Here is an 11,738-nt window from a genome sequence, read left to right as displayed (position 1 = left end):
CGTCAGGACGCGCTCTCGGCGACGTCCTTGAAGCCGAGCGCGCGCAGGAGCGAGGCGAAGGAGACGTCGGCGTGGCTCAGGACGAAGACCCCTTCGAACGTCGTGTCCAGGAAGGTGAAGTCGGTCTCGATCAGGAGCCCGTCCACCGCGTCGCGCCCTACTACCTCGCGGTCGCCGGCGGTGAGGACGGGGGTGCCGATCATCACGCCCTTGTTGAGGAACGTCCCCAGCACCCCCACGTACGCCGCGCACACGATGTTCCCCATCTCGTTGAGCGCCGAAAGCTCCAGCGCCCCGATCTCGGTGTGGCGGGAGGGGTCGCGGCGCATCATCAGCGCCACCATGCGCAGCGCGGTCTCCTTGGCCAGCACGAGCGCCGCCTGCTCGCCCCCCTCGTCCGACACGCCCACGATGGGAACGCTGATCAGCACCAGCTCACTGTCGCCCGGGAGCGACGCGATCAGCGCCGCGCGCGTCACCCACTGGATGCGCGGCACGGAGATCATCACGGTGAGCCCCGTGAGCTGCGACAGGTTGGTGGCGGCGTGGCCCGCCCCGATGTTCACGATCTCGCGGATCGCGTCGAGATGCTGGGGTGTCACCGGGAGCTGGGTGGTCATCGTGGATGCGGTATGCGAAATCGGCGCGGACACGTCCGTTACCCTGGCCTCGGCAGGAGTCGGGCCGTGGCGTATGGGCTGCCCCCCAGCAGGGCTGGCGAGTGAACTCGCGGCAACAACAGCACAAAGTCCGCCTGCGCGGACCCGGGGGTGGGATTCTTATGGCGCTTCCAGCTCTGCGGGGCGGGAAGTGCGCTCCACGAGCGAATGAATCCGCCGCTGGAAAAACGCAAAGTCCGCCTTCGCGGACTCCGGGTCCAATGCCGCGTTTCCCGAGCCGGCTTCAGCCGCCTTCCCGTGGTTCCAGCCGGGGGCTTCAGCCCCCGGCGACCGGCCGCCGTACCCTCCCTGCCGCCCCGCACCAACCCCGCCCCCCGGAGCCTGCGAAGGCAGGCTTCACGTGGTTGTTGCTGCGGTATTAACCGCCGGGGGGGCCTGGCTGGAGTCCTGCGCCCCACCTCACAGCCGCGGGACCGTCACCCCCACCTGCCCCTGGTACTTCCCCTTGCGGTCCGCATAGCTGACCTCGCACGGCTCGTCCGACTCGAAGAAAAGCACCTGCGCGATCCCCTCGTTGGCGTAGATGCGCGCCGGGAGAGGCGTCGTGTTCGAGATCTCCAGCGTCACGAAGCCTTCCCACTCTGGCTCGAAAGGAGTTACGTTCGTGATTATGCCACATCTGGCATAAGTGCTTTTACCGACACAAAGCGTCAGCACGTTGCGGGGAATGCGGAAGTACTCCACCGACCTCGCCAGCGCGAACGAGTTGGGGGGGACGATGCATACGTCGCCCTCGAAGTTCACGAACGACCTGTCGTCGAAGTTCTTGGGGTCGACGATGGCGTTGTTGACGTTGGTGAAGATCTTGAACTCGCGCGCCACCCGCATGTCGTAGCCGTACGACGACACGCCGTACGAGATCGTCCCCTTCCTCACCTGCGCGTCCTCAAAGGGCTCGATCATCGCGTGCTCGCGCGCCATCTGCCGGATCCACCGATCGGACTTGAGGCTCATGGGGGAGGCTGTGAAACAGGTGAGGGAGCGGAAGTTGCACGTGGCGCGGCAACCCCGAACGACATCCGAAGGCGGGGGTACCGTGGGCACCGCCGCGGGGCCGGGGACAGGGGCGCCAAGCTAGGCGCCAGCCCCCCCGCGCGGCAAGGGGGAAAAGGCCCCGTTCTTCGCTTGACCGTGGGGCGGACGCGTCGTACATTGGCCCGGCTCCACACAAGTGAAGGATTTCACAAACTACCGCCTCACAGGGCGTACGCCGACATGCTTCGCTCGTACCTTCCCGCGCTGATCATGCTGGCCATCTCGGTGGCCAACGCGATCTTCATGGTGGTGCTCTCCACGGTGCTCAGCCCCGGGGGGAAGACCAAGGTGAAGTCCGCCCCGTACGAGAGCGGGATGGACCCGCTGGGCGGCACGCGCGAGCGCTTTTCGGTGAAGTTCTACATGGTGGCGATCCTGTTCATCGTGTTCGACGTGGAAACCGTGTTTCTCCTTCCCTGGGCCGTATCGCTGCGGCCTCTGGGGTGGGAGGGCTTCGCCTCTGCGATGATCTTCATCTTCATCCTGACGGTGGGGCTCGTCTACGAGTGGAAGAAGGGAGCGCTGGAATGGGACTGAACGAGAACACCAATCCGCAGCCGATCGTCAAGCCGGCCGACGCGGTCATGCCCGCCCCCGAGGGCGGTATCTTTTCCGGCTCGCCGTCGTTCCTCACCACCCGGCTGGACACGGTGGTGAACTGGGCGCGCGAGAACTCCATCTGGCCGATGCCGTTCGGCACGGCGTGCTGCGCCATCGAGATGATGGCCACCGCCGCCACGCGCTACGACCTCGCCCGCTTCGGGATGGAGCGGATGAGCTTCTCGCCCCGGCAGGCGGACCTGCTGATCTGCGCGGGGCGCGTGTCGTACAAGATGGCGCCGGTGCTGCGCAAGATCTGGGAGCAGATGCCGAGCCCCAAGTGGGCGATCTCGATGGGCGCCTGCGCGTCCACGGGCGGCGTCTTCGACGTGTACAGCATGGTGCAGGGGATCGACACCATCATCCCGGTGGACGTGTACGTACCCGGCTGCCCGCCGCGGCCCGAGGGGCTGATGTACGGGATCCTGATGATCCAGGAGAAGATCCGCCGCTCGTCGCCCACGGCGCAGGACGAGTGGAACGCGGTGGACCAGCTCCCGGAGGGCGCCAGCTACCTGCCGGACGAGGTGATCAACAATATCACCGTGCAGTTCGGCAACTCGACGAACCAGAACCGCCCCGGCGGACTGATGTCGACGGGGGCGGTGGTGCGGGTGCAGGACAGAAGGCCATAAACTGCGAGTGCTAAGTCCTAAGTCCTAGGTGCTGAACTTCGCGCTCCAGGACTTAGGACTCAGGACTTAGGACTTCAGGACTATGACCCAGAACGACGCATTCAAGAAAGGCCTCGACGATCTCGACGCCGGCCCGCGGCCCTCGGACGCGGGCGATGCAGGCGCGCCTCCGCAGGCCGGCGACCTTCCGCCGCACCCCTCGGTGGAGGCGCTCCGCGAGCGCTTCGGCGACGCGGTGCTGCGCCACGAGCTGGTGAGCGGCGACGAGCACATCGTATACGTGCTGCCGGATCGCAACCTGGAGATCCTCCAGTTCCTGCGCGACGAGCCGGGGCACCGCTACGACTTCCTCCAGGACCTCACCGCGGTCGACTACGGCGGCGGGCGGATGATCCAGGTGGTGTACCAGCTCTGGTCCATCGAGAACAAGCTGAACCTGCGCGTCAAGGCCGAGCTGCCGCTGGACGGGCTGGAGATCCAGTCCGTGTACTACCTGTGGCGCGCCGCCGATTGGCTGGAGCGCGAGGTGTACGACATGTTCGGCGTCGTCTTCACGGGGCACCCGGACCTGCGCCGCATCCTGATGCCGTACAACTACGCCGAGGGGCACCCGCTGCGTAAGGACTTTCCGCTCCGCGGCCGCTTCAGCCGCGCCGAGCAGACGCGGCGCGCCCTCAACCTGCGCACCGAGGACCACTACTCGCCGCGCGAGCTGGAGATCGCACACGTGCTGGGCCAGAGCGTCCCCGACCCGTTCGGCAAGTCGGAGACGAACTCCGGGCAGCAGGGCCAGTTCGGCGGCATGGGAGGAGCGGGCTGATATGTCGAGCAAACTGCGCAGGGTCGTCTACAACGTCGCCCGCAACCCGGAGCTCTCCTCGGGGGGCTCCCTCGTGCACGCCCCCATCGTCCCCTACGTGGGCGAAGAGGCGCGCGTGCAGGAGGACATCGCGGGCGAGCACATGCTCATCAACATCGGGCCGCAGCACCCCGCCACGCACGGCGTGCTCCGCCTGGTGCTGGAGCTGGACGGCGAGACCGTCGTGCGCTGCATCCCGCACATCGGCTACCTGCACTCGTCGTTCGAGAAGCTGGGGGAGTACCGGGACTGGAACCAGGTCGTCCCGCTCACCGACCGCATGGACTACCTGGCGCCGCTGATCTACAACTGCGCCTACGCCATGTCGGTGGAGAAGCTGATGGGCGTGGAGGTCACCGAGCGGTGCAAGGTGGTGCGCCTCATGTGCATGGAGCTGGACCGCATCTTCAGCCATCTGCTCTGGCTGGGGACCACGGCCATCGACCTGGGCGCCTTCACCGTCTTCCTGTACACCTTCCAGCAGCGAGAGCTGATCTACGACCTGCACGAGTCGTTCACGGGCGCGCGGATCACCACCTCGTCCACCCGCATCGGGGGGATGATGGCGGACCTGCCGGCGGGGTGGATCGACCAGCTCGACAAGTGGATCGAAGGGTTCCTCCCCGTGCTGGACGAGGTGGACACCCTGCTGACCAACAACGGGATCTGGATCGGGCGCACGCAGGGGGTGGGCTCCATCTCGGCGGCGGACGCGGTGAACTGGGGGCTGAGCGGGCCCAACCTGCGCGCCTCCGGAGTGCCGTACGACGTGCGCAAGGACCGCCCGTACTACGACATGGACTCGTACGACTTCGACGTGCCGGTGGGCGAGCACGGCGACATCTACGACCGCTACCTGTGCCGCATGGAGGAGATGAGGCAGTCGGTGCTCCTCCTCCGCCAGTTCATCCGCCGCCTTCCTGGCGGCCCCATCAACGTGGACGACCCCCGCGTCATCCTGCCCCCCAAGACGGCGGCGATGAACGACATGGAGTCCATGATCCACCACTTCAAGCTGGTGATGGAGGGGGTGCGCGCGCCCGTGGGCGAGTCGTGGTTCTCGGTGGAGTCGTCCAAGGGCGAGCTGGGGATGTACGTGGTCTCCGACGGCGGCAGCAAGCCGGTGCGCTGGCGCGTGCGCGGCCCGTCGTTCATCAACATCGCGGCGCTCCCGCACATGATCGAGGGGGCGCTGCTCTCCGACGTGATCGCGGTGAACGCGTCGCTGGACATCGTGCTGGGAGAGATCGACCGATGACGCAGCATGGAGGAAAGCTGGACTCTCCCCCCTCGTCGTGGCCGGCCGCCCAGCAGAACCCGGGCTTCGCGGGCGACACGGGCGAGTTCCCGGCCCTGACGGCGGACGACGTGCGCGGCATCAGCTACGTGGGGATCCGCCCGGAGGACGGCGGGCACGCCTCGGTCGCCGGCAGCATGCCGTACCAGGTGCCGCCCAAGCAGCCGGAGGGCCCCATCTTCGCCGGCCCTTACGAGGAGCGCCTCCAAAAGGTGCTCTCGCGCTACCCGGACCGGCAGGCGGCGCTCCTTCCGGCGCTGCACCTGGCCCACGAGCTCCGCGGCCACCTCTCGCCGGAGTCGATGGACGAGGTGGCGGCGCGGCTCGAGCTGCCGCCGGCGTACGTGCGGGGCGTGGCGTCGTTCTACACGATGTACAACCTGGGCCCGGTCGGTAAGTACCTCGTGCAGGTGTGCACCAACATCTCGTGCAACCTGTGCGGCGGCGACGCGGTGCTCGAGGCGTTCCTGGAGCACACCGGCACCGAGATGGGGATGGTGAGCGAGGACGGCCGCTTCACGGTAATCGAGGCCGAGTGCCTGGGCGCCTGCGGCTTCCCGACCGTCGTGCAGATCAACGAGCGCTTCTACGAGAACATCCGGCCGGAGGAAGTGCCGGCGGTGTTGGAGTCGCTGAAGTAAAGGAAGTCCTGAGTCCTAAGTGCTAAGTCCTGAACAGCACTTAGCACTTAGCACTTAGCACTTAGCACTTAGCACTTAGCACTTAGCACTTAGCACTTAGCACTTTAGTCCTGAATCAGCCCCGGAGCTGAACGATGGCATATCCATACCGGCACCCCAGTGAGGTGCTCGTCCTCTCCAAGTACTTCGGCGATCCGGAAGCGCGGACGCTCAAGGGGTGGGAGGCCCGCGGCGGCTACGCTCCGCTCCGCAAGGCGCTGGGGATGACGCCGGCCGAGATCGTCAACGAGGTCAAGGCCAGCGGGCTGCGCGGGCGCGGCGGCGCGGGGTTCCCTACGGGCGTGAAGTGGAGCTTCATGCCCCAGAAGTCGGACAAGCCCCACTACCTCCTCTGCAACGCGGACGAGAGCGAGCCCGGCACCTTCAAGGACCGCGAGCTGATCCGCTGGACGCCGCACGCGCTGGTGGAAGGGTGCCTGATCGGCGCCTACGCCATCCGCGCGGAGCACGCGTACATCTACATCCGCGGCGAGTTCTTTGAGCCCGCGCAGATCCTGGCGCGCGCCATCGAGGAGGCGTACGCGGCCGGGTACGCGGGGAAGAACGTGATGGGGAGCGGGATCGACCTGGACATCACCCTGCACATCGGCGCCGGCGCGTACATCTGCGGCGAGGAGACGGGGCTGATGAACTCGCTGGAAGGGCGCCGCGGCGAGCCGCGCATCAAGCCGCCCTTCCCCGCGATCTCGGGGGCGTTCGGGAAGCCGAGCGCCATCAACAACGTGGAAACGCTGATCGCCGCCGCGCACATCGTGCAGAACGGCGCCGAGTGGTACAAGCAGTGGGGCACCGAAAAGAGCACGGGCACCAAGCTGTTCTGCGTGAGCGGCCACGTGAAGCGCCCCGGCAACTACGAGGTGCCGATGGGCTTCAACTTCCGCGAGTTCATCTACGACGTGTGCGGCGGCACCGCGAGCGGGCGGCCCATCAAGTCGGTGATCCCCGGCGGCTCCTCCGTTCCCATGCTGACGGCGGACGAGCTGGACATCGGGATGGACTACGAGGCGATGGCCGCCGCGGGAACGATGCTGGGGTGCGGGTCCGTGATCATCATGGACGACACCACCAACATCGTGAAGCAGGTGCGCCGCATGGTGGACTTCTACGCCCACGAGAGCTGCGGGCAGTGCACGCCCTGCCGCGAGGGAACGGCGTGGGCCGCCAAGATCCTCCGCCGCATCGAGAACGGGCGCGGCACGCAGGAAGACCTGGACACGCTGATCTCGATCTCGGACAACATGAGCGGGAAGACGATCTGCGTGCTCTCGGATGCCGCGGCGGCGCCCATCGTGTCGTCGATCGAGAAGTTCCGGGGCGACTACCTGGAGATGATGCACGCGGGCGCCGGGGTGCCGGTCGCCTCGGCCATCGCCCTCTGAGGAAAGGAAGACGCGGCCATGGCTGACGCCACGCCGAAGGCGAACCCGGAGACGGTGCGCTGCACCATCGACGGAATGGAGCTCGAGGTTCCCAAGGGAACCCGCATCATCGACGCCGCCGCACGCGCGGGGATCGACGTTCCGCACTACTGCTACCACCCGGGGCTCTCGGCTCCGGCCCAGTGCCGCATGTGCCTGGTGGAGGTGGAGAAGGCGCCCAAGCTGCAGCCCAGCTGCACCGCGACGGTGGCCGACGGCAACGTCATCCACACCCAGAGCGAGAAGGCGCTGGAGGCCCGCAAGGGCGTGCTGGAGTTCTACCTGGTCAACCACCCGCTGGACTGCCCGGTGTGCGACCAGAGCGGCGAGTGCAAGCTGCAGGACTACACCGCGGCCGAGGGGCGCGCCATGGGCCGCCTCAAGGAGCCGAAGCGCGTGCAGGGGCGCGACGACTTCGGCGGCGACGTGCTCTTCAACGCGGACCGCTGCGTGATGTGCACCCGCTGCGTGCGCTTCATGCGCGAGGTCGCGCAGGACGAGCGGCTCGCCGTGGTGCAGCGCGGCCACAAGAACGTCATCGACACCTTCTTCGACGAGGGTCTCGAGGGCAACATCTGGGCGGACAACATCGTGGACCTGTGCCCGGTGGGGGCGCTGGTCTCCAAGGACTTCCTGCACAAGGCGCGCGCCTGGGACCTGGACCGCGCGCCCTCCATCTGCCCCAACTGCACGCAGGGGTGCAACGTCCGCCTGGAGACGCGCGACAACGCCGTCATGCGCATCAAGCCGCGCCCCAACCCGGAGGTCAACGCCCACTGGATGTGCGACTACGGGCGGCTGAACTACGAGTGGATCAACCGCGAGGGCCGGATCGAGGCCCCGCTCGTCCGCGACGGCGACCGCCTGGTGGGCGTGTCGTGGGCGGACGCGCTGACCCGCCTTGCCGGCGCCCTGCGCGACGTGCCGGTTCGCGACGCGCGGGCCGTGGTTTCGCCGTTCATGGCCAACGAGGACGCCGGCGCCCTGCGCCGCGTGATGGACGTGGTGGGCGGTGGCGCGGGAGTCTACCGCTGCGAGGCGGGCGAGGAAGTGGTCCTTCCGGGCTTCCCCACGCTGGCGCTGCGGCCGGACCGCGCGGCCAACGTGCACGGGGTGGAGCTCTTCGGCTTCAAGCGCGCGGGCGGCACCAGCGCGACGGGCGGGCTGGACGAGGCCGCCGCGCACCGCGGCGTCCTCTTTGTTCTGGGCGACGAGCTGGCCGACGCTCCAGAGGGCTTCGGCGCGAACGCGTCGCTCTACGTGTACGTGGGGCACTTCGCCTCGCCCGCCGCGCGCAACGCCGACTTCATCCTCCCCGCGACGACGTTCGCGGAGATGGAGGGGACGTTCACGAACATACAGCGGCGGGTGCAGCGCTTCTGGCCCGCGATCCAGGCGCCGGGGATGGCGCGTCCGGCGTGGCAGATCCTGGGCGTGCTCCTGGCCGGCATCAGCGACGCCGCCCCGGTCGGCACCGCCGCCGACGCCTTTGAAGCGCTCGCCTCCGTCCGCCCCGAGTTTGGGGGGCTCAGCTACACGGACCTCGCGCAGGGCGGCGCGGTGCTGCCGTCGTTCGCGGAGGCGGGGGACTGAGAAAAGAAGTGCTAAGTGCTAAGTGCTGAGTCCTGGGTGAAAACCCTTGTTCAGGACTCAGCACTTAGGACTCAGGACTTAGGACTTCCTTACAACTCGAAGCCCAGAATGCAGCAGAACGTTTCCCAGCTCCAGCCACTCGGCGACACCGGGTTCCTGATCGCCTCGCTGATCAAGGTGATCCTGGTGTTCTCGGTGCTCATGGTGGTCGTGGCGCTCCTGACGCTCCTGGAGCGCAAGGTCAGCGCGTGGATGCAGGACCGCCTCGGGCCCAACCGCGTGGGGCCCGGCGGGCTCGGGCAGCCGCTGGCCGACGGGATCAAGAACATCCTCAAGGAGGAGACCAACCCGGCCGAGGCCAACGGGGTCTTCTTCACCCTCGCCCCGATGCTCTCCATCATCCCGGCGCTCATCACCTTCGCGGTGATCCCGTTCGCGTCGCCGCTGCGGCTGGGGAACAGCGTGGTGCCGATGGTGGTGGCGGACGTGCCGGTTGGGGTGCTCTTCCTCCTCGCCTTCTCGTCGCTGGGCGTGTACGGCATCGTGATCGCCGGGTGGGCCAGCTACAACAAGTACGCGCTGCTCGGCGGCCTGCGCGCCGGCGCGCAGATGATCTCGTACGAGATCGCGCTCGGGCTGGCGCTGATGTCCGTCTTCTTCGTGGTGGGGAACGTCTCCCTTCCCGAGGTCGTGTACCGGCAGCAGGAGATGAACCTCTGGTTCGCGCTGCCGTTTTCGGTGTCGTTCCTCTTCTTCTGGATCGCGTCGTTCGCGGAGACCAACCGCCTCCCCTTCGACCTTCCCGAGGCCGAAAGCGAGCTGGTGACCGGGTACCACACCGAGTACTCCTCGATGAAGTTCTCCATGTTCTTCATCGCGGAGTACGCGCACGTCCTGACCGTCTCCGCGCTGATGGCGACGCTCTTCCTGGGCGGGTGGGACATCCCCGGCTGGGGTCGCGACGACATGCTGGGCTTCGATGCGCGCGGCCAGTGGGTGGGCGCGCGGCCGGAGTGGTGGCTGACGCTGCTGACGTTCGGGATGTTCGCCGCGAAGACCTTCTTCTTCATCATGGTCTTCATGATCGTGCGCTGGACGGTGCCGCGCTTCCGCTACGACCAGGTGATGGACCTGGGGTGGAAGGTGATGCTCCCCGCCGCGCTCGCCGCCGTGGTGATCACCGCCGCCACCGTGCTCGCGCTGGACTCGTTCGGCGTGCGTCCTGAGCGGCTGTACGGGCCCAAGATTCTGGACAGGCAATTCGTGCCGCTGTATGGGCTGGTGCTGACGGTGGTGAACGGGGCGATGCTGGCGGCGGTGCTCTACGTGCTGGACAAAGGCCACGTGCTCAGCGGCACCGGCGCGATGGAAGCGAAGCGGGCGCATGCCCAGGAGCTGGCCCGGCGGCGCACCGCGCGCGTGCCGGTGGGCGGCGCCGCACAAACGTAAGGAGCTGTACACAAATGGCCGCGACCGTAAAGGTGATGCGTCGCCCGCAGGGGAAGTCGAGCTACCTGCGAGCCTCGCTGAAGGGGATGGCGCTCACGTTCCGGCACCTCGTGAACAACGCCGGGGACCGGAGCACGCAGACCATCCAGTACCCCGACGTGAAGAAGCCCCTGTCGCCGCGGTGGCGGGGGACGCACGTGATGGAGACGCACGACGACGGGCGCCCCAAGTGCGTGGCGTGCGGCCTGTGCCCCACGGTCTGCCCCGCCAACTGCATCACGCTGGTGCCGGGCGAGGACGACCAGGGGAACCGCTTCCCCATCGTCTACGAGATCGACGAGTTCCGCTGCATCTTCTGCGGGATGTGCCAGGAGGTGTGCCCGGTGGAGGCGATCCACGTGGGCAACCACTACGAGAACGGCGAGTACACCCGCTCGAACTTCGTGTACGACCTGGACCGCCTGCAGAAGCAGACGCACCCCGTGACGCTGCTCTGGGACCCGTCGGACCCGGCAGGGGAATGAACGAAGGGAAGTGCTAAGTGCTAAGTGCCAAGTGCTGAACCGCAGTCACTTAGGACTTGGCACTTAGGACTCAGCACTTTTAGTCTCGAACCCGGACCCGATTCCGGAACCCATGAACCAGATCCTGTTCTTCTTCTTCGCCGCGTGCGCGGGCGGGTCGGCGCTGGCGATGGTGACGCGAAGGAGCCCCGTGGCCAGCGCCGTCTGGCTGATCGGGACGTTCTTCTCCGTCGCGGCCATCTACACCCTGCTGGGCGCCTACTTCATCGGGATCATCCAGATCCTGGTGTACGCGGGCGCCATCATGGTGCTCTTCCTCTTCGTGATCATGCTCCTGAACCTGGGGCACAACGCCGAGGCGGACATGCGCGGGGTGCCCTGGCAGGGGGCCGCGGTGGTGGTGGGGCTGGGGGTGTTCGGCATCCTCACCAGCGTCTTCGTGCGCGGCTACCGCCCGCCGCTGGGGAACGAGGCCGGGCGCGCCGCGCTGGACAACGCGCAGGCCATGAACGGCACCGTCGGGCTCATCGGCATGCCGCTCTACCAGGACTTCATGATCCCGCTGCAGGCCACGGCCATCCTCCTCCTGATCGCGTGCATCGGGGCGGTGGTCCTCGCCAAGCGCAAGGTGTAAAGGCCCATGTCCGAGATCCCGGTCGAGTACCCGCTCATCCTCAGCGCCCTCCTCTTCTCCGTGGGAGTGGCGGGGGTGGTGGTGCGGCGCAACATCATCATCCTGTTCATGTGCGTGGAGCTGATGCTCAACGCGGTGAACCTGGCGTTCGTGGCGCTCTCCCCCTTCGCGGGGGTGCAGGGCCAGGTGTTCGTCTTCTTCGTGATCGCCGTGGCGGCCGCCGAGGCCGCGGTCGGTCTGGCCATCGTCATCGCCGCCTTCCGTCACCGGGAGTCGGTGGACGTCAAGAACTTCAGCCTGCTCCGGTGGTAAG

13 protein-coding genes are annotated in these 11,738 nt (G+C 67.3%); 11 read left to right on the top strand and 2 right to left on the bottom strand.

Annotated elements, in window-relative coordinates; genetic code table 11:
• Nucleotides 1-2 precede the first annotated feature (2 nt).
• Both VF584_18100 and dcd read right to left on the bottom strand, forming a co-directional pair.
• Nucleotides 3-620, bottom strand: a complete 618-nt coding sequence (locus VF584_18100; GenBank protein HEX8212094.1) for a chemotaxis protein CheC — start codon at nucleotides 618-620, stop codon at nucleotides 3-5.
• A gap of 459 nt (nucleotides 621-1,079) precedes the next feature.
• Nucleotides 1,080-1,634 carry a dCTP deaminase gene (gene dcd, locus VF584_18095; protein HEX8212093.1) on the bottom strand — a complete coding sequence of 185 codons (555 nt, stop codon included), beginning with the start codon at nucleotides 1,632-1,634 and terminating at the stop codon, nucleotides 1,080-1,082.
• 261 nt (nucleotides 1,635-1,895) lie between these two features.
• On the opposite strand from dcd, the gene ndhC reads away from it, so the two are divergent.
• The 11 genes from ndhC to nuoK all read left to right on the top strand — a co-directional run bounded on the left by ndhC (nucleotide 1,896) and on the right by nuoK (nucleotide 11,737).
• Nucleotides 1,896-2,252, top strand: a complete 357-nt coding sequence (gene ndhC, locus VF584_18090; GenBank protein HEX8212092.1) for an NADH-quinone oxidoreductase subunit A — start codon at nucleotides 1,896-1,898, stop codon at nucleotides 2,250-2,252.
• Nucleotides 2,243-2,950, top strand: a complete 708-nt coding sequence (nuoB, locus tag VF584_18085; GenBank protein HEX8212091.1) for an NADH-quinone oxidoreductase subunit NuoB — start codon at nucleotides 2,243-2,245, stop codon at nucleotides 2,948-2,950. The genes ndhC and nuoB overlap by 10 nt, the downstream gene beginning before the upstream one ends.
• Nucleotides 2,951-3,032: 82 nt before the next feature.
• On the top strand, nucleotides 3,033-3,770 hold the full coding sequence (locus VF584_18080) for an NADH-quinone oxidoreductase subunit C (GenBank protein HEX8212090.1): 738 nt from the start codon (nucleotides 3,033-3,035) through the stop codon (nucleotides 3,768-3,770).
• Nucleotide 3,771: 1 nt separating this feature from the next.
• Nucleotides 3,772-5,067 (top strand): NADH dehydrogenase (quinone) subunit D, encoded by a 1,296-nt coding sequence (gene nuoD / locus VF584_18075; protein HEX8212089.1) that lies wholly within the window; start codon nucleotides 3,772-3,774, stop codon nucleotides 5,065-5,067.
• A complete protein-coding gene (locus VF584_18070; GenBank protein ID HEX8212088.1) occupies nucleotides 5,064-5,747 on the top strand; it encodes an NAD(P)H-dependent oxidoreductase subunit E in 684 nt (227 codons plus the stop codon). The genes nuoD and VF584_18070 overlap by 4 nt, the downstream gene beginning before the upstream one ends.
• Nucleotides 5,748-5,881: 134 nt before the next feature.
• Nucleotides 5,882-7,186: an NADH-quinone oxidoreductase subunit NuoF gene (nuoF, locus tag VF584_18065; protein ID HEX8212087.1), complete on the top strand. Its 1,305-nt coding sequence runs from the start codon at nucleotides 5,882-5,884 to the stop codon at nucleotides 7,184-7,186.
• 18 nt (nucleotides 7,187-7,204) lie between these two features.
• Nucleotides 7,205-8,818, top strand: coding sequence for a molybdopterin-dependent oxidoreductase (locus VF584_18060; protein ID HEX8212086.1), 1,614 nt, complete (start codon nucleotides 7,205-7,207; stop codon nucleotides 8,816-8,818).
• A 108-nt stretch (nucleotides 8,819-8,926) separates the two neighbouring features.
• A complete protein-coding gene (gene nuoH, locus VF584_18055; GenBank protein HEX8212085.1) occupies nucleotides 8,927-10,267 on the top strand; it encodes an NADH-quinone oxidoreductase subunit NuoH in 1,341 nt (446 codons plus the stop codon).
• A 14-nt stretch (nucleotides 10,268-10,281) separates the two neighbouring features.
• A complete protein-coding gene (locus tag VF584_18050) occupies nucleotides 10,282-10,791 on the top strand; it encodes an NADH-quinone oxidoreductase subunit I (GenBank protein ID HEX8212084.1) in 510 nt (169 codons plus the stop codon).
• Nucleotides 10,792-10,903: 112 nt separating this feature from the next.
• The gene (locus tag VF584_18045) at nucleotides 10,904-11,425 is read left to right on the top strand and encodes an NADH-quinone oxidoreductase subunit J (GenBank protein ID HEX8212083.1); all 522 of its coding nucleotides are present in this window, start codon (nucleotides 10,904-10,906) and stop codon (nucleotides 11,423-11,425) included.
• A gap of 6 nt (nucleotides 11,426-11,431) precedes the next feature.
• On the top strand, nucleotides 11,432-11,737 hold the full coding sequence (gene nuoK, locus VF584_18040; protein ID HEX8212082.1) for an NADH-quinone oxidoreductase subunit NuoK: 306 nt from the start codon (nucleotides 11,432-11,434) through the stop codon (nucleotides 11,735-11,737).
• Nucleotide 11,738 lies beyond the last annotated feature (1 nt).

This window comes from Longimicrobium sp., assembly GCA_036389135.1.
GTDB lineage: Bacteria > Gemmatimonadota > Gemmatimonadetes > Longimicrobiales > Longimicrobiaceae > Longimicrobium.
The sequence above is the reverse complement of the archived record's forward strand: the minus strand, read 5'-3'. Positions and strand labels throughout refer to the sequence as shown.

What these genes read in the sequence shown, in the direction of transcription:
- VF584_18100 (HEX8212094.1), bottom strand. Translation starts at nt 620, where the DNA reads ATGACCACCCAGCTCCCGGTGACACCCCAGCATCTCGACGCGATCCGC.
- dcd (HEX8212093.1), bottom strand. Translation starts at nt 1,634, where the DNA reads ATGAGCCTCAAGTCCGATCGGTGGATCCGGCAGATGGCGCGCGAGCAC.
- ndhC (HEX8212092.1), top strand. Translation starts at nt 1,896, where the DNA reads ATGCTTCGCTCGTACCTTCCCGCGCTGATCATGCTGGCCATCTCGGTG.
- nuoB (HEX8212091.1), top strand. Translation starts at nt 2,243, where the DNA reads ATGGGACTGAACGAGAACACCAATCCGCAGCCGATCGTCAAGCCGGCC.
- VF584_18080 (HEX8212090.1), top strand. Translation starts at nt 3,033, where the DNA reads ATGACCCAGAACGACGCATTCAAGAAAGGCCTCGACGATCTCGACGCC.
- nuoD (HEX8212089.1), top strand. Translation starts at nt 3,772, where the DNA reads ATGTCGAGCAAACTGCGCAGGGTCGTCTACAACGTCGCCCGCAACCCG.
- VF584_18070 (HEX8212088.1), top strand. Translation starts at nt 5,064, where the DNA reads ATGACGCAGCATGGAGGAAAGCTGGACTCTCCCCCCTCGTCGTGGCCG.
- nuoF (HEX8212087.1), top strand. Translation starts at nt 5,882, where the DNA reads ATGGCATATCCATACCGGCACCCCAGTGAGGTGCTCGTCCTCTCCAAG.
- VF584_18060 (HEX8212086.1), top strand. Translation starts at nt 7,205, where the DNA reads ATGGCTGACGCCACGCCGAAGGCGAACCCGGAGACGGTGCGCTGCACC.
- nuoH (HEX8212085.1), top strand. Translation starts at nt 8,927, where the DNA reads ATGCAGCAGAACGTTTCCCAGCTCCAGCCACTCGGCGACACCGGGTTC.
- VF584_18050 (HEX8212084.1), top strand. Translation starts at nt 10,282, where the DNA reads ATGGCCGCGACCGTAAAGGTGATGCGTCGCCCGCAGGGGAAGTCGAGC.
- VF584_18045 (HEX8212083.1), top strand. Translation starts at nt 10,904, where the DNA reads ATGAACCAGATCCTGTTCTTCTTCTTCGCCGCGTGCGCGGGCGGGTCG.
- nuoK (HEX8212082.1), top strand. Translation starts at nt 11,432, where the DNA reads ATGTCCGAGATCCCGGTCGAGTACCCGCTCATCCTCAGCGCCCTCCTC.